This window comes from Flavobacterium sp. CFS9 (assembly GCF_041154745.1).
Classification (GTDB): domain Bacteria; phylum Bacteroidota; class Bacteroidia; order Flavobacteriales; family Flavobacteriaceae; genus Flavobacterium.
The window spans coordinates 3,342,044-3,359,718 of record NZ_AP031573.1 but is presented as its reverse complement, the minus strand read 5'-3'; the positions used below and the strand labels follow the sequence as shown (position 1 = coordinate 3,359,718).

Annotated in this window: 16 protein-coding genes and 1 pseudogene; 9 read left to right on the top strand and 8 right to left on the bottom strand. The window is 32.5% G+C overall.

Annotation, left to right across the window (positions count from 1 at the left end; all coding sequences use genetic code 11):
• Window positions 1–55 precede the first annotated feature (55 nt).
• The 7 genes from ACAM30_RS14215 to ACAM30_RS14185 all read left to right on the top strand — a co-directional run bounded on the left by ACAM30_RS14215 (window position 56) and on the right by ACAM30_RS14185 (window position 7,341).
• Window positions 56–1,243 carry a hypothetical protein gene (locus ACAM30_RS14215; protein ID WP_369615264.1) on the top strand — a complete coding sequence of 396 codons (1,188 nt, stop codon included), beginning with the start codon at window positions 56–58 and terminating at the stop codon, window positions 1,241–1,243.
• 69 nt (window positions 1,244–1,312) lie between these two features.
• Complete coding sequence (locus ACAM30_RS14210; protein ID WP_369615263.1) at window positions 1,313–1,909, top strand: rhodanese-like domain-containing protein; 597 nt, start codon at window positions 1,313–1,315, stop codon at window positions 1,907–1,909.
• Window positions 1,910–2,138: 229 nt separating this feature from the next.
• Window positions 2,139–3,368, top strand: a complete 1,230-nt coding sequence (locus ACAM30_RS14205; protein ID WP_369615262.1) for an outer membrane beta-barrel protein — start codon at window positions 2,139–2,141, stop codon at window positions 3,366–3,368.
• Window positions 3,369–3,564: 196 nt separating this feature from the next.
• On the top strand, window positions 3,565–4,434 hold the full coding sequence (locus ACAM30_RS14200; protein WP_369615261.1) for an alpha/beta hydrolase: 870 nt from the start codon (window positions 3,565–3,567) through the stop codon (window positions 4,432–4,434).
• Between the two features lie 47 nt (window positions 4,435–4,481).
• Complete coding sequence (locus ACAM30_RS14195) at window positions 4,482–5,168, top strand: GNAT family N-acetyltransferase (protein WP_369615260.1); 687 nt, start codon at window positions 4,482–4,484, stop codon at window positions 5,166–5,168.
• A 62-nt stretch (window positions 5,169–5,230) separates the two neighbouring features.
• A complete protein-coding gene (locus ACAM30_RS14190; protein ID WP_369615259.1) occupies window positions 5,231–5,599 on the top strand; it encodes a nuclear transport factor 2 family protein in 369 nt (122 codons plus the stop codon).
• A gap of 152 nt (window positions 5,600–5,751) precedes the next feature.
• Window positions 5,752–7,341 (top strand): ABC-F family ATP-binding cassette domain-containing protein, encoded by a 1,590-nt coding sequence (locus tag ACAM30_RS14185; RefSeq protein WP_369615258.1) that lies wholly within the window; start codon window positions 5,752–5,754, stop codon window positions 7,339–7,341.
• Window positions 7,342–7,388: 47 nt separating this feature from the next.
• Here ACAM30_RS14185 and ACAM30_RS14180 read toward each other — a convergent pair.
• Window positions 7,389–7,499: pseudogene (locus tag ACAM30_RS14180) on the bottom strand (ATP-binding protein); the annotation flags it as partial.
• A gap of 63 nt (window positions 7,500–7,562) precedes the next feature.
• On the opposite strand from ACAM30_RS14180, the gene ACAM30_RS14175 reads away from it, so the two are divergent.
• Complete coding sequence (locus ACAM30_RS14175; protein ID WP_369615257.1) at window positions 7,563–9,071, top strand: recombinase family protein; 1,509 nt, start codon at window positions 7,563–7,565, stop codon at window positions 9,069–9,071.
• Window positions 9,072–9,177: 106 nt separating this feature from the next.
• On the opposite strand, the gene ACAM30_RS14170 is transcribed toward ACAM30_RS14175, so the two are convergent.
• Complete coding sequence (locus ACAM30_RS14170; RefSeq protein ID WP_369615256.1) at window positions 9,178–9,438, bottom strand: helix-turn-helix domain-containing protein; 261 nt, start codon at window positions 9,436–9,438, stop codon at window positions 9,178–9,180.
• Window positions 9,439–9,569: 131 nt separating this feature from the next.
• Between ACAM30_RS14170 and ACAM30_RS14165 the strand changes: the two genes are divergently transcribed.
• Window positions 9,570–10,028 (top strand): hypothetical protein, encoded by a 459-nt coding sequence (locus tag ACAM30_RS14165; RefSeq protein ID WP_369615255.1) that lies wholly within the window; start codon window positions 9,570–9,572, stop codon window positions 10,026–10,028.
• Window positions 10,029–10,229: 201 nt separating this feature from the next.
• Here the strand turns inward: ACAM30_RS14165 and ACAM30_RS14160 are convergent, their stop codons facing one another.
• The 6 genes from ACAM30_RS14160 to ACAM30_RS14135 all read right to left on the bottom strand — a co-directional run bounded on the left by ACAM30_RS14160 (window position 10,230) and on the right by ACAM30_RS14135 (window position 17,662).
• On the bottom strand, window positions 10,230–10,928 hold the full coding sequence (locus ACAM30_RS14160) for a hypothetical protein (RefSeq protein WP_369615254.1): 699 nt from the start codon (window positions 10,926–10,928) through the stop codon (window positions 10,230–10,232).
• 78 nt (window positions 10,929–11,006) lie between these two features.
• Window positions 11,007–11,450 carry a hypothetical protein gene (locus tag ACAM30_RS14155; protein ID WP_369615253.1) on the bottom strand — a complete coding sequence of 148 codons (444 nt, stop codon included), beginning with the start codon at window positions 11,448–11,450 and terminating at the stop codon, window positions 11,007–11,009.
• Between the two features lie 46 nt (window positions 11,451–11,496).
• Entirely contained in the window at window positions 11,497–11,805 is a 309-nt protein-coding gene (locus tag ACAM30_RS14150) for a hypothetical protein (RefSeq protein ID WP_369615252.1), read from the bottom strand.
• A 241-nt stretch (window positions 11,806–12,046) separates the two neighbouring features.
• On the bottom strand, window positions 12,047–12,445 hold the full coding sequence (locus ACAM30_RS14145; protein WP_369615251.1) for a recombinase family protein: 399 nt from the start codon (window positions 12,443–12,445) through the stop codon (window positions 12,047–12,049).
• A gap of 425 nt (window positions 12,446–12,870) precedes the next feature.
• Complete coding sequence (locus ACAM30_RS14140) at window positions 12,871–13,524, bottom strand: hypothetical protein (protein ID WP_369615250.1); 654 nt, start codon at window positions 13,522–13,524, stop codon at window positions 12,871–12,873.
• 13 nt (window positions 13,525–13,537) lie between these two features.
• Complete coding sequence (locus ACAM30_RS14135; RefSeq protein ID WP_369615249.1) at window positions 13,538–17,662, bottom strand: DUF6531 domain-containing protein; 4,125 nt, start codon at window positions 17,660–17,662, stop codon at window positions 13,538–13,540.
• Window positions 17,663–17,675 lie beyond the last annotated feature (13 nt).

Here is a 17,675-nt window from a genome sequence, read left to right as displayed (position 1 = left end):
GCATAGTTGTTGAAAGTTAAAAAAGATATATTTACACCTTCAATTAAAAAATATCATGCAAAAAATTACGCTTCTATTTTCAATATTATTTTTAGCACTGTCGTCTTGTGGTGTAAAAACGACTCAATCCATGCTAAGCGATGGAAATTATGATGGAGCCATAGACCGCGCCGTTGAAGCTTTAAGAACGAAAAAAGATTCTAAAGGAAAACAAGATTACGTGTATTTGCTGGAAGAGGCTTTTGCAAAAGCCAAAGACAGAGATTTACGTAGCCTGGAATTAATGATAAAAGAAGCCAATCCGGTAAATGCCGAACGCACTTACAATACCTACATGCAGTTGAACAATCGCCAGGAAAAAATCAGACCTTTATTACCTCTGCAACTGTTGAAACAAGGAAGAACTGCCACATTCCAGTTTGATAATTATACGAATCAGATCATAAGCAGTAAAATTGCATTGACGAGATATTTGTATGAGAATGCTTCTGCCCTTTTAAAATCAAATAATAAACTGGATTTTAGAAAAGCCTACGATGATTTTTCTTATTTGGAAAGCATTAGTCCAAACTACAAAAACACCAAAAAACTGATGGAAGATGCACAGTTTAAAGGAACCGATTTTGTAGATGTTTATGCCAAAAACGAGACCAATATGGTCATTCCGAAACCACTTCAGGATGACTTACTCGATTTTAAAACCTATGGATTAAATGATAAATGGACGGTTTACCACAGTCTGAGACAAAAAGGCATCGTTTACGATTATAGTCTGATTGTAAACTTTGTGCAAATCAATATTTCGCCTGAGCAGGTAAAAGAAAAAGAATTCATCAAAGAAAGACAAATTAAAGACGGTGTCAAAACACTTCTGGACAGCAGAGGAAGACCGGTTAAAGACAGTTTGGGCAGAGACATAAAAGTAGACAATTACAGAATGCTTCGTGCCAATGTATACGAATTCAGACAATTTAAATCCTGCCAGATCACAGCAAATGTGGATTATGTAGATTTAAAAACCAATCAGTTACTGCAATCTTTTCCGGTAAGCAGTGAGTTTATTTTTGAGAATATTTACTCTACCTATAAAGGAGACAGAAGTGCCTGTGAAGACAATTATATCAGTTATTTCAACAAACGAGCTGTGCCTTTTCCAAACAATGAACAAATGGTTTTTGATACAGGAGAAGACCTGAAAGCGAGATTAAAAGATATTATTGTGAGGAATAAATTCAGGAGGTAAGTCCAACGTTTTACTAAAAGCGGTGGGGTCTGATGAAAAAATAAATTTGAACTATAAAACTGACATCAAATGAAAAGCATAACCATTCTATTTTTAGTATCATTTTGTTTCACAGGCTGTGTTACACAATCTCAAACGGCCAAAACCTCTACCGCAATGACAAACCAGCAGCAATATCCAAAAGCACTAGTCGATTACGATGATTTTAAAAACCTGGTTACCGAAGTCGAAAAAGCAAGAGCAAATCATTTAGTGAATCTCGATCTTTTTCTTAAAATGAGTCAGGAAGAGAATACTGTTATTTTAGACACGCGCTCTGATTTTCGTTACAACCGAAAACATTTAAAAGGAGCTATTCATCTTGATTTTACCGATTTTACGCAGGAAAACCTTCATCAGCTAATTCCTGATCCTAACACCAGAATACTGATTTACTGCAATAACAATTTTAATGGCGATCCGATAGATTTCGCTTCAAAAATGGCTCTTCCAAAAAGTGCACCCGAGTCTCAGATTTTAGCCAACAGAAAACCGGTTATGCTGGCTTTGAACATTCCTACACATATTAATCTGTACGGGTACGGCTATAAAAACATCTACGAACTTGACGAATTGGTTCACGTAAATGACAACAGAATAAAGTTCGAAGGAACGGAAGTGAAGTAATTTCTGCTATCTATTTTTAAACTTTTAAGGGCATTTTTTTAGGCAATTAAAACAAAAATCTGCTTAAAAAACGCTTCGCTTGTCCTAACATTTACGAACGACAGGGCAAATACCACTACTAAATTTTCCTAATAACAAATCGAGGGCTTTACGGTTTTACGTAATGTTATGCCGATTCTGTACATTACATTTACACTCAAACCAAATAATAAACGACAACCAAAACTTAATGAAAAAACAGGCCTTATTTCTTGTATTAACTCTTATAATAAACATTAGCAGTTATTCTCAAATCCTTTTCGAACACGGTTACATTATTAACCAAAACGATCAAAAAATAGAGTGTCAAATTGAAAATCTGGATTGGAAAAGTACTCCTACCAGCTTTAGATACCAACTTTCTGACAATACGAATATCATTACGGCTGATATAAAAACTGTAAAAGAATTTGCAATCACCGGACAAAGTAAATACATCAGATCTTTGGTTAAAATAGACCGCTCCTCAAAAAACATAGAAAATATGAGTACGGATAAAAATCCTGATCTAAAAGAAGAAACTCTATTCTTAAAAGTACTTATTGAAGGAAAAGCATCTCTTTATTTATACAGTGATGGAAACTTAAGACGTTTCTTCTATAAAATGGATAATACCGAAATAAAGCAATTAATTCACAAAAGCTATTTGATAGACCAAAATTCTACAATTGCGAAAAATAATTACTTCAGAGAACAGCTTTTTATTGATCTAAAATGTGAAAATATCCTTCAAAAAGAATACGAAATTTTAGACTACAGCACCAATAAACTGTTAAAATTTTTCATCAAGTACAACAAATGCAGTGATACTAATTTTGCCACTTTTGAGTCTAAAGAAAAGAAAGATCTCTTTAATTTAACCTTAAGACCAAGGCTAAACAGCAGCTCTTTATCAATAAGCAACTCGCCACTTGATTATTACGACTTTAAATTTGATTCTAAAACAAATCTTAGTCTGGGTATTGAAGCAGAATTTATTTTCCCCTTTAATAAAAATAAGTGGGCAGTGATCGTAGAACCAACTTATCAATACTATAGTAGTGAAAAATCCAAACAAACCTCCAATTTGTCAGGTGGTGAAGTAAACGCAAAAGTAGATTATAAATCAATAGAACTGCCAATAGGAATTAGACATTACTTTTTCCTTAAAAATAACTCCAAGATATTTGTAAATGCATCTTTCTTAATTGATTTTGATTCGAATTCGAAAATAGAAGTCTCCAGAAAAGACGGTTCGGTTGTAAGTAAATTAGATGTTAGTTCCCGTAACTCCCTGGTATTTGGAATTGGTGGAAAATTTCGTGACAGATACTGTATAGAGTTTAGATACTTGGCTGGCAGAACTATTCTAAGCAATTATCAAACCTGGAACTCCTCATTTTCAACGACATCTGTCATATTAGGTTATTCCTTTTTTTAAGAGAATTCAATAACATTAAACACTTAACGAATCCCTTTCATTGTTTGATGAAAGGGATTTATTTTATAGTCGATTTTTGAGTTTTTTTTCGTTTCAATTAAGATTTTAGAATGTCAAAAATTTGTATTTTAGTTCTATATAATTTTCCTGTTTCACATCATAATATTTTACCCCATTGTTACTAAATACTGCAAAAATGAACAAATTATTTTCCCTTGTCTTTTTATTCCTTTCTACCACTTTTATCTTTTGCCAAACCAATAAAACCAAACCAAAAGAAACCGCAAAGCCATTTGTATTAGGAGTTATCGATGAAATTCAATCGAAGGAATTAGGAGAAAAAAGGATTCTGAATATTTATCTTCCGGAAGGTTACAAAGCCGAAGAGGCAACAAAATATCCCGTAATTTATTTATTGGACGGTTCGGCTGATGAAGATTTTATTCATATCGCCGGTCTGGTGCAGTTTAATAGTTTCGAATGGATCAATCAGGTTCCTAAATCAATTGTTGTGGGAATTGCCACTGTCGACAGAAGAAGAGATTTTACATTCCCGACAACTATCGAAAAAGATCAAAAAAGGTTTCCAACTTCGGGTCATTCTGATAAATTCATTTCTTTTATTGAAAAAGAATTACAGCCTTTTATCGAAAAAAAATACAACGCCAATAACTCTAAAACCCTTATGGGACAATCATTGGGAGGATTACTGGGAACTGAAATTCTATTAACAAAACCAACGCTTTTTAATAAATATGTTATTGTAAGCCCAAGCATTTGGTGGAATAATGGTTCCATACTCAATCTTGACAGCGCCATTTTGCAGGAAAATTTCAGTCAGCAGACCGATATTTATATTGCAGTTGGTAAAGAAGGGCTTACACCAACAGAAATCCCGAGAGTGATGGAAGTCGATGCTAATTTACTAACTGAAAAAATTAAAGCTTCAAAAAGCAAAAATATAAAAGTGTATTTCGATTATTTCCCGCTTGAAAATCACGGTACGATTTTACATCCGGCAGCATCGAATTCATTTCGATTTTTCTATCCTATAAAAGAGAAATAATAAAAGTCGAATATAGTACGATCCTAAAAAATTATTCTTTTAAAATAATGACAAATAAAGAAGACCATAAACTAGATAATCCGGTTTGGTATGCATTATCCGAAAACCATTCCGAATTAGCCCTTGAGTATGCTGGTACTAAATTTTACAATCCGGATTATTGTCCTTTTGGAAGTTTTATAGTATCGGAAAGCACTTTAACGGCCACAGAACAATATGGGTTGTTAACGAATTCTTTTTTTATAGTGGGTGAAAAACCTGAAATAGACGATTCTTTGATAATCATCAAAGAATTGATTTGTCTGCAAATGATTATCCAGGACAAAATTCAACTTGCGATCGATACTGAAATTGTCAAACTTACTGAAAGTCATAATCCCGAATTATTACAACTGGTTAATTTGGTACAGCCGGGATATTTTAAAACCAAAACTCCTTTATTGGGCAATTATTATGGAATATTTAAAGAAGCCCAATTGATAGCTGTCGCAGGTGAACGTATGAAAATGAATGACTTTACAGAAGTGAGTGCTATTATCACACATCCCGATCACACCGGAAAAGGTTATGCCAAACAATTGATTTCGCATGTTGTCAATAGCATCTTAGACGAAAGTAAAACTCCTTTTTTACATGTTGTTGAAAATAATGTTGGTGCCATTGGCCTATATGAAAAACTAGGTTTTGTAACGAGACGAAAAATCAGCTTTTGGAATGTTTCTAAAAAACAGTAATTTTATACTACACCTAAATATAGTCGTTCAAAAATCAGTTTTAACATCATAACCTTTAAGACATGACACCTAATAAACAAACCGTAACCGAATATATGGAAGCTTTTATGGTAAGCGATCATAAACGAATTTTAGATTGCCTTACTAATGATGTGATTTGGGAAATGCCCGGAATTTATCAGCACGCAGGAAAAGAAGCTTTTGATAAAGAAATTGAAAACGACAATTTTACAGGCAGTCCCACGATTCAGATTATCAAGATGATCGAAGAAAATGACATCGTTATTGCCGAAGGTGCCGTACAGGGAAATATGAAAAATGGTCATAAACTGGATGCCGTTTTCTGTGATGTTTTTGAAATGGAAAAAGGAAAAATTAAAAAACTTACTTCCTATTTAATGTCTAAAAATGCCAGTTTAAAATTTGAATAAGTTGAAATTCAAATCTTAAAAACTATTTTTTGTATCTTTGCAGCAATAAATAAACCGCAGCATCTCAATGTGAATAAAAATTTCTTTCGGACAATTTTAAGGTAAGCTATAAAATGGCTTGCCCATTTGTTTATTCCCTAAAGAAAGAAATTATGGTTATTTTACAGAATATCTCATACTTACATTCAAACAAAGATCTGTTGTTTGATAAAATTACTTTTACAGTTAACCATCACGAAAAAATTGCTTTAATTGGTAACAACGGTGTTGGAAAATCAACATTACTAAAAATTATTGCAAGCGAATTAGAACCTGCAGACGGTATAATAAAAACAGATTCGAAACCCTTCTATCTGCCTCAAATTTTCGGACAGTTTAATCAATTTACGATTGCTCAAGCTCTTCAGGTTGAAAATAAACTGAATGCCTTGCACGAAATTCTTAACGGAAAGGTTTCCGAAGAAAATCTCAACATTTTAAACGACGACTGGACAATTGAAGAGCGTTGCAATGAAGCATTGCAATACTGGCAGCTACAAGATTTAGACTGGAACCAAAAACTTGAAACATTGAGTGGCGGACAAAAAACAAAAGTTTTCCTGGCCGGAATTTCAATTCATGAACCAAAACTGATTTTACTCGATGAACCGAGTAATCATTTGGATATTTCAGGAAGAGAATTATTATATGAATTCATAAAAAATACCTCTTCAACTTTGATTGTAGTAAGTCACGATCGGAAATTATTGAATTTGCTACATTCTGTGTTTGAATTATCAGGACATGGAATTACAGTTTATGGTGGTAATTACGATTTTTATACTGAACAAAAACAGATTGAAAACAATGCTTTAAATCACGATATTCAAAGCAAAGAGAAGGCTTTACGCAAAGCAAAAGAAAAAGAACGCGAAACATTGGAACGCCAAAACAAACTGGATTCCCGTGGTGAAAAGAAGCAGAAAAAAGCCGGAGTTTCAAGAATTATGATGAATACTTTGCGAAACAATGCCGAAAACAGTACGGCCAGAACAAAAGGTGTTCATACTGAAAAAATTGGAGGTATTTCTAAGGATCTACAGGAATTGCGATCAACATTACCGGATATTGATCAAATAAAATTTGGTTTTGATAAAACAAATCTTCATAAAGGAAAAATACTTTTCAAAGCATCTGAAATTAATCACAGTTATGATGATCAATTGCTGTGGAAAAATCAACTTGATTTTCAAATCGTAAGCGGGCAGCGTATCGCCCTGAAAGGTTTAAATGGCTCCGGAAAAACGACTTTGATAAAAATAATCATGGGCGAATTGCAACCCAAAACAGGAAATGTCTACAAAGCCAATTCTAAATTAATTTACATTGATCAGGATTATTCACTTATTGAAAATCAAATTTCGGTTTATGAACAAGCCCAAAAATTTAATGCTTCCGGTTTACAGGAACACGATATAAAAATGAAGCTGAATAAGTTTCTGTTTTCAAAAAATGACTGGAGCAAACCTTGTTTCGCTTTAAGCGGAGGTGAAAAAATGCGCCTGATGCTTTGCTGTTTAACCATCAACAGTGAGGCTCCTGATGTGATTATTCTGGATGAGCCAACAAATAATCTTGATATTCAAAATATCAAAATTCTGACTTCAGCTATAAATGAGTATCAGGGAACTTTAATTGTGGTTTCACATGATGTACATTTTTTAGGTGAAATTCATATTGAGGATTTTATAGAATTGAGTTAAGTTTTCACCACATCATATTAAAATTTCAAACCAAAAATTTAAAATTTTTAGCCCAGCCAGCCGTCTCGATCCAGACTTCTGTACTGAATGGCTTCGGCAATATGAGATGAAATAATATTTTCGGAATGATCCAAATCACTGATAGTTCGGGCTACTTTAATAATTAATTATAACATATAGTTCAATATTCTTTTATACTTTTACAGAAAAATTTCGTGTAAATGAAAGCAGTTGCATATCTCAGAGTGAGTACTCAAGAACAATCTCTAGAAAGACAGTATGATGATATTGAAAGTTTTGCTTCTAAAAAAAACTTAACTCTGGTAAAAATATTTGAAGACAAAATAAGTGGTACAAAAACAAAATCTGACGAGAGAATTGGATTTAATCAAATGAAAAAATACCTTGAACTAAACCAAGATGTTAAAAATATTTTAGTTTTAGAAATTTCTAGGCTTGGGCGAAAAAATAATGATATCCAAAATATAGTTGAGGAGTATATAGAAAAAGGAATTAATATTCACATCAAAGATTTAAATGTATCAACTCTTGACGATTACGGCAAAAGATCCTTTGCTTCGGAAATGATGATTTCTATGCTGGGTGTAATGTCATCTAATGAAGGACGATTACTTGGTTCAAGAATAAGTTCGGGAAAAATGTCAAGAGCAAAAAAAAATTTAGCTTTTGGTGGAAAAATTATTGGATATAAAAAAGGAGAAGATGGTACCCCTGTAATTGATGAGACAGAAGCGCCAATGATTAGAAAGATATTCGAACTTGCATCAAAAGACCTTGGTATGCGAAATATATCCGCATTGATTGAATCTGAATTTGGGCGAAAAATAGCTATTGGAACACTCAGTGGCATAATAAGAAATACCTTCCATAAGGGGGAAAGAAAATATAATAATCTGGATCTCAATGTTCCGGCAATTGTTTCGGGAGAATTATGGCAAAAAGCAAATGATTCTATCGATACTAGAAGCAAATTTGGAAGTAGAACATATGTACATACTAATATCATTCATGGAAAAATCACTTGTGTCTGTGGCAATGTAATGCATCAAAAAGTAATAGTACAAGGAGGAATTAATTGTTTTATCTGTAAAGATGAAAAATGTAAAAATTCAATTAATAGACCTTGGTTATTTAGAATGATACGTAAAGCAGTAATAAAACACGCACAGAAAACAAAAGAGGAACAAATTCGTGAAAACTTCAAACTACAAATATTAGCTTTTAAGGCTAAAATTGATTTAAATAGTAGGGAAGTTGAAAAACTTAAAAACAGACAAAAAAAAGTAAGAGATCTGTATCTTGATTCGGAATTCACAAATGAAGAATACAACGAAATTAAAGCCGAAATAGCCACCAAAATAGAAGAATACAACAGAACTAACAACAAACTCAGAGATGTCATTAAAACGGCTGAAAATGCACTAGAAATAGATATTCAATATTTTAGTGAAGATCTTGAATTATTTAAAAATGAAATTAAAGAAATTATTAATTACGTCATTATAGATAAAAAGCGAGTTCTAATAAACATATTTGGATGGCAAGAATACGACCTCAACAAACCCAATCCGATCAAACTCGGCTGGGAAGCAAGAAAACCATTAAATGAAAGATATCTTAATGAAGAACTTCCTTCACGACATCCTATTAGCGATGAAGATTTAGAAATGATGGTTGATGACTATCTGTCTAATAATTCCCCCAATTAACATTGAAAGCTTTTCTTATAGCACTATAGAATTAGTCAATATTAAAGAACCTGTTGAAAATGTCTTTAATTAGAACTATTTAAATATTTAACATCTACTTTTAATCTTATAATTTAAAATCAAAAAGTACCTTTAAATCTACTTCAAGTGCTAAAGAAAGTTTTATAGAAGTAGTTAAGGTTATATTTGTTCGCCCATTTTCAATTCTAGAAATTGTTGTCTTATCAATAAACGACTCAGAACTCAAATCATTCATCGCAGTTGCTAGATCGAGCTGGGTCATATTTTTTGATTGTCTGATTTCCTTCAAATTGATTCCGAATTGCTTAACGAAAAAATTGATTTTTTTTATTGACTCTGTTGACATGATTGTCAATAATACTTTATATATTTGTCTCGGAAGTAAACACATATGTCAACTTGCGATATAAACTATGATGTAAGACATTTAAATACTTAAAATTTAAATCACTAAATATTAACTAAATCAAAAAAAAAATGAAAAAATTATTATTACTATTTGTTACCTTATTATACACATCTTTAGTTGATGCTCAAATTATTGACAATAAAACATTAGAACCAAAATTGATTACAAAAGCATCAATAATGGGAGCTACACTTATAGAAGCTAACTGGTATGATAATTATACTTCATTTATATTTCAAGATTCTAAATATCAAATTTTAAATGTTCAAGCTAAATTTATATTGACCCCAGAAGAGATAGATTCTTTTTATAGCGAGGTTAAAAATCGCTTTAATAAAGATGAATATAAAGATAATGAAGGATTTATTTTTCAAACTAAAGAAGGAACTGCAGTTCATGCAAACTTTAAAAAATCTATGGGAACCAAGTCTCTATATATTGCAATATCAAAAAACAATATAGTTTCATTAGGAATGTATTTAACTAAAAAACAGACTAAAAAACTCTTTAATGACCAATCAAACTAGTAATATTAAGAAGATACCTCAATCGTAAATAAAGCCACTCTATAAAGAGTGGCTTTTCATTTGTAGACAGGGCGTTGAACTTACAAACTCAGGGTTATAGATCCTAATAAACATCCCTAATTATAATTGTAGCTGAAGAGCTTAAAAGTCTTTTAGGCTGTTTCGGGGCTTTCGTCAGTTCTGATTTCAAATTCAAATATTTTATTTTACTATTTTGCATTCAAAAGCCATTTCAACAATCTCATCAAATTTTGATTCATTGTCAGAAAGCTTATAACTTTCAATATTAGTCTTTTTAACGAATTCCTTTAACCAGTACATAAAATATAATGAAATGAATGCATGTTTTTCATAGCAATACAAACTAGCTTTATTGTAAAAGGGAAATAAGCTTGGTTCAATTTTTCCTTCTGCAGTTTTGAAACTTATGAAATTCCCTACTTCTATTGAAGAAAAATGTGCAATTTCTGATAATATTGGATATAATGGTTTTCCTGCATTACCAAAAAGATTTAAAACATTTGGAGTTTTCTTTAATAATTTAGCTATAGGTTTTTTATCTAGTTCATGAAGACGTGTTAAAGTTTCCATTTGTTTTCTAATTAATATATGTGCTTCAATTAAATCAGATTTAAAAATTAGGTCACTAATAACAAAATAAGTTCTAATAAATGAGTATAATAAATTGTATTGATAAGTTAAGGTTTCATTTGAGGATTTACTTTCTTCTTCAAGATGCTTAGCAATACTTAAAAGTAAGGTGTCAGAATTTAATCTAAAAATACTATATTTTTCTGGCTCATTTTTTAAATATTCCTTTTTTATTCTTTCTCTTTCCTTTATTGATTTAGTAACAAAACTAAATAGATTTTCAAATGAGTCGTTATTTGAATTTGTCATTCTAATTTTTCTTAAATTGTAAACTTAAATAGAAAGGAATCCGAATAATAATGTGATTTATCCATGTAAAAAATGATTTTATTTGTTTAATTTTACAAAGAACGATACTGTTTCATATTTATCATTTATTCCTATTCTCATATTACCGTTTTCATAGAATTTTGTCTCCTTATTAGTATATGCGTAAGTAAAATCCACGTTTATCAGCATTATTTCCTTCAAGGATAAATAAAAATCTGACACAGGGCTGTAAACGATACTTAAAAGCTCATCATTATTGAAGATACTTATTTTTTGCAAACCATAATTATCTGTTTTGTAATATGAATATTCCGTCATATTTGGTTCGCTCCTTTTATTATTGAACTTAAAGCCAAGTTTTATTAAATCTTTTTCAATTTGATTTTGATTTTGAATTTCAAGATAATGCAAAACTTTAGTAACAGTTACTGATTGAGCTCTTATTCCAGTTGATAAACTGAAAAATAATATTGTGACTGCAATAACATAGTTTTTTCCCATTTTATAGTTTTTAGATAATGGTATTTATGACATGATATCCGCATTATTATAAAGCTATTTTGAAATTATAGTGATTCAGTATTTGAAGAATCCACCAAAAGCTAAAACTTATGAGTAGAACAGTTTTAATTTGATTATCACTAAGTCTTTTCTTAAACAATCGGGTAATTAAATATACAAGGGCAAAGAATACTAAACCTCCAACAATTGAACCAAAACTGTTAGTAATGACGTTGTAAGTTGATGATTTATCTTTATATAGTATAACCGGAAAAATGAAGCTAATAATAAAAGAGGATAATAAAATTTTGAACCACCAATTTTTATTGTTTGTGATATGATTACTAATGTCCATAAATTGTATTTTTAAATCGTAATTTATTAACTTATTCTTTGTTATTCAACTTTGCCTAATATTTTCTTAATCTTAACGATTGTATTGTTTGATAAATTTGTAATAGATGCGAGTTTTCTAATTGAGTAATTTTTGTCTTTGATTAATTCTAAATGTGATTGATTGTATTTTGCGAGGAATTGTTGAGGTGTTTCGACAGTATTTAACTGTCTACCTTTGTATGTTCCTTTTGCTTTCGCAATTAAAATACCTTCTTTTGTCTTTCTAGTAATGATGTTCTTTCCATTTCTGCAACGTTGCTTAAAACATCAGTAATCATCTTAAATATAGAATTGGGTTTGTTCTCAATCATAGAATACAGACCAATGTTTTCTACATATACATTTATGTTAAGAGTGCTTAATAAATTTAAGGTCGTTTGAATATCAAAAGCATTTCTTCCTAGTCTATCTATGGAATGAACGACTAAGGCATCAATCTTTTTGTCAGCAATATCATTTAATAACTTTATAGCAGTAGGACGTTCATTGAACGGAATCGAACCACTACACTTGTCAATATATTGTTTATAATTAACCGTTAATTGTCTATCAATGCTTTGCTCTGTTGTACTAACTCTAATATATTTTGCAGTTTTCATAATCTTCACCTTTGTTGAAACAAAGATAAAGAAATCCCTTTAACTGTATCGTTTTTAGAGTAGTTATTTTTGACACGTTTTAAACTCAGTAAAACTGCTTAGATTTTGATTAAAATTGTATTTACGATATGGCATACTCTAAAATAGATACGCCTTTTTGTTTATTTACTATTAAAAGACATACTCAATGGGGAAGAACACAATGTAACTTTTGATAAAAATAATTGAATACATGAGAGATATTCAAAATTTAGATAATGAAACATCCTTTACAATCTAACTAATACTCACCTATAAAATTATAAAACTAAAAAAGTGTTCTTTCATAAAACGATAAAACCCGCGAATAGCATATCGCGTTTTATCGTTTTATTATTTATCAACTTTCTCTTTCTATGTCTTTATGAACAAAATATGCACACCGATTAGAAGTCAAGTTCTGTATCACAAATCTGAAATCCTACTACATCTTCTTGTCTTAACTTTTCTACCAATTCGTTTGAAAAAAACAAACCTTTAATTTGACTATAAATAATATTACTACTAGTTTTTCTTCTTAATTTTAACTTCTTTACTTTTATATCATATCTCTTTACATCATATTCTTCATATGATTCAATTAAATTTCGATTTCCCAAAGAATCTAAAAAAAAAGATTCTGGAAAATCTAAAAAATCATAATTAGTAATGGGAAAACCAATTGTATAGAAATTATTTTTAAACCCCTCAATTTTAGTTGGTATCTTTATAAATTCACATAAATTAAAACTCTCAAATATATCAAGAACTTTTTGAGAAATTATAAAATTCAAACCCATTTCGTTTGGCGAAAAACTTACAAAATCAGTTTCTTTTGCTTTTTTTAATGGAAAATACGTTAATATGGTAACTTTGTTTTTTTCAATGTTTTTAAAATTATCTATTGAAAATGAATTGAAATTTCCATCAAAATAATTTTCATAATTTTTTTTTTCTTCTTTGTTTACGAATGACTTTCTATCATTCAATTCTACTTGATAAACACCATTATTGACTCCTATAATTTTAGGATCTGATTCTGTTCTAATGTTCTTATACATACTTCTTTTACTATTATAGATTAGCAAAAAAATCATTTAGATTTAACCCTGATTTTTGTGCTTCCGCAATTTTATCCCTTAAATGATTTTGCAACTTTGATATATTATCTAAATCAAATTTTTGTTGCAATTTTAAATCTTCCAACTTACTTGTTACATACTCATTATACTTTGGATGATTTCCATGAAAAGGAGTATCTAAATCAATTAAATTATTCCTGTTTTTCGCTAATCTGTGGTTTACAGCTTGAGAATAACCTTTTATTTTCTTAAAGTCTTTTTTAAACTGTTTGTAAACTGCCTGAGGTATTAAGTGATGAACCTGACAATCCAGTCCAAACAAATCAAATTCAAAATTTGAATTGAATACATACGCATAGAAATTTGGATTATTTCCTTCAATTCCAATCGGGTCCTGAGATAAATACAATCCGGTCTCAGGATTATAGTATCGAAAGCGGTTATAGTATAGTCCTGTTTCTACATCTTCATACTGCCCTAACTGTCTAAATGGAATAAAATTTCTATCGCCTGTTAGATTGAATAAATCCCCATAAATATCATACTCTGCCTCCCAAACTAATTCACCTGTATTATTGTAAGCTTGTACTGGGCGATCAACATAATCGTTAATAATTGAAAACTTTTCTTCTCCAACAATCTTAGCACATGGAACAAAAGAACCACCTTGATATACCCAAGTTATAAGGTTTTCAATTGATTCCGTTTTATCATAGACTAAATCATCCTCAGCGGCTATTAATTTAGGGCGATCTTTTACATCGTATTCCCATTCATGGATAAGAACGTCTCGATCCCAAACATAGCGATTTATTTTTTGGTTTGCAATTTTTGCAGTACGTCTGCCCAAAGCATCGTACTCAAATTGTACTGTTTTTCCATCAGGATTGGTTACGCTTTCCAGCATTCCATTCGCCAACCAGCTATAAGTGGTATCTCCGTTCTGCCATTTTTGATGTTCCTTCTGTAATATTGTTTCTTCGGTTTTGTTGCCCGCCAGTTTGTCGATCCAGTTAGTTGGTTTTTCAAACTTTAGCTCCTCATTGATTTTTCTTGTGCTTTTGTGTATCAAATTACCGAGCTCATCGTATCTGTAATGGTACTTTTCGTCCTGTAGCAGTTTACCGCCTTTACCGTATTTACGATCACTACGATCGGGAGTTTTGTATAAGTTACCTACTGCATCCGGAGTTTTATAGAGCTCTTCAGTGCCATTATAGCTTTTAGCTAAATTGCCAAAGTCATCATAGTCAAAGTAGGTAATACTTGAATTCATTTGGTTTACAACACTGCGCAATTGCTGGTTGGTGTCCCAATTGTAAAAACGTGATCCGGTACGTTTGCCATTCGTAAATACTTCCTGCTCTTTTTGTTTTCCGCTGTTGTTGTAACTGGTTTTAATGTGCAGTCCCCCTGTGGCAAATCGCTCTATTTCACGTCCTAATTCATCTCGTTTCAGTGTGGTTTCCCATTTCTGATGCTGTTCTTTAAGTTCGTTGCTTTGGGCTTCTATTCGCTCCAGCTGTCCTTTTTGGTTGTAATGGGTATTAATATCGGCTCCAAGACTGGTGCTGATATTGATACGTTGTCCTAAAGCGTTATAGGTTGATAAGAGCGTTATGCCATTTTGGGTGGCATCGAGCTGTTGTTTTTGAGTTTCTTGTATGATACGCCCTATAGCATCTCGTTCAAAATAAATGCTTACGTTTTGGTTGGTAGCTTCAATGAGCTGTCCATTTTTGTTGTAACTGTACGTTTCCCAAGTACCGTCGTGATAATCCACTCTGGTAATGCGTCCCAGTGCATCTTGTTCGTATTCTGTAAATTTTCCGTTGCCATGATCTATTCCGGTCACTTCACCTGCCAAATTACGCTGGTACTTTTTCACCATACCATCAAAAGCTACTTCTTTTATTATATGTCCTGCTTTATTTCTATCAAAATAGTAGACTTCATTGTCTTCGTTTTTGATGCCTTTCAATTGCTCCATCTTGTCGTAATCAAAACGCACTTTTACGCCATTCTGCTCTCGAGTAGCAAGGCTTCCCATTGGGGTATAACTGAACTTAATACTATTTTTATTGTCTTTTAGGGCTATTACTTCGTCATAGTTGTTGTAGGTGAACTGTATGACATTACTGTCTTTCTCTACAATCTGTCTTACCCGATCCAGTGCATCATAACTAAAGTAATCAGCCATTTGCATCGGAGTGTAGATCGCCTGTACGCGCCCACGATAGTCATACTCCCATGACTTTAACTTTTCGCTATTCTCACGCCACTCAATAAGGTTGAATTGATCGTCATAAATCAGTTCTAGTTTGTTGTTGTTTTTGGCAACTGTCGCTAATAATCCGTTATCATGATAACTAAAATGGGTAGTAGTTTTATCAGGAGCAATAATTGTTTTGAGCTGATCCTCCCTATCTTCTTTGTACAGATAGACCGTTTTATTGCCTTCGGGATCTATGGCAATTGATGGACGATTCTCCTCATCATAAATCATGATTTCTTCTGTACCATCGGGGTAAACTGTACTGGTTTTGTTTCCTCTTTCATCATAATTAAAGCCCAAGATGCGTCCTTCGGGATCAATCTCGCGATAGAGTTCCATAAACTCTGTGTAGTCATAAAAAGTACTGTTACCCATAGGATCTTTTACCTGTGTGACCAACTGACTTGGCTCGTAATAATAGGTGGTTACAGCTCCGTTGGCGTCAGTAACTAAGTTATAGCCTTCTTCCGTATGATAGTCCACCCAACCTTCCTGCCAACCGCCATCACCCCAAGTGTGGGTACAACGGTTTTGGGTGTCGTACTCCCAATAAAAAGTCTGACCGTTACGATCTGTTTTTTTGACCATCAAATGGTTTTCATATTCAATGGTGGTTGGCTTTTGAAGTGCATCAATAATGGCACTTATGTTACCCTCCTGATCGTATTCATACGCTACCAAAAGTTCGTCCTGCTCAGGGCTAACGAGTTCTAACTTTTGAATAAGTCCTTCCTTCGTACTTACTTTGATGGCTCTGCCTGCTGAATCAATGATTCTGTTCAGGATATATCCTTTAAATTCAAAAATGATAGAAAGTCCCGCATGATTGGTAATCTGAGTGAGCTGGTATTTCTTGCCATCAAAAAGTGTGAAATCATAAAACAGTTTGTTTGTATGATCGTATGCCTGATAACCGCCTTCAGTCCTTTTCAGAGTTGTTTTTTCTTCACGGAGATAAAATTCTTCTTCAGGCATGAGAGTAGGAAAAACAACCAATCTTCCATCCTCCATACGAAGTCCTACCGCATCGTCTTCAGGGTATAACTCTACTGCTCTGTCGTATACACAATGTACACCATGACCCAACCAGCCTACATAATTAGAATCGGAGTACCAAGTACGTTGCCAGTTTAAAGAAATTGGACTGGCAATATCAAAATCGCTCCCTTCATAAATTACAGCACCATTAATTAAGTTTATAGGTTCAAAGCCAAATCTACACAGGATTCTTTTGAGACCTGCTGGGCATTTACCACTCGTATTGATTTTTTTAATAAGACCTCTCGTTTTCTTCAATAACGTGCTAAAACCAATACTGGCAACCAATCCGGTAAGCATACCGCCCCAATCGGGCGGATAAGGTCCGCCAACCATCACAGGTTTTCCTGTTGGGATAGGCAATGAAAATGAGGTTGGGGCAAAAAGCGTTGGAGCAAACGGTAACATTTTTTTGCCCACTTTGGTTTTCCCCAATGACATCGAGAGTGGAATCCCAATATCATTGCAAGTCATCAGCATATGTCCTTTAGGACTCATTCGCGTACCGTCTGAAAATACCGTTTGCGAAGCAAAGAAGTTCATACTCTCATGCCCAATAATAGGCATCATTAGCCAAGGTGGCGTAAAAAGCGGAATATGCTGTAGTGGAATGATTATTCCTCCTGTATCAGAATTCCCACGTTTAAAACCATTTACATGTACCGAAGTGCCTAAAAAAGGAATGTAATCAGCAGGATCAATAACAATACCTATATAAGGATGAAAAGGATTGAATGGTGGTAAAGTAGTAAAGTGGATGTCTATCCCCACCACAACAGTTAAATGATTATCGGTTAATAACATAATTAATTTTGAG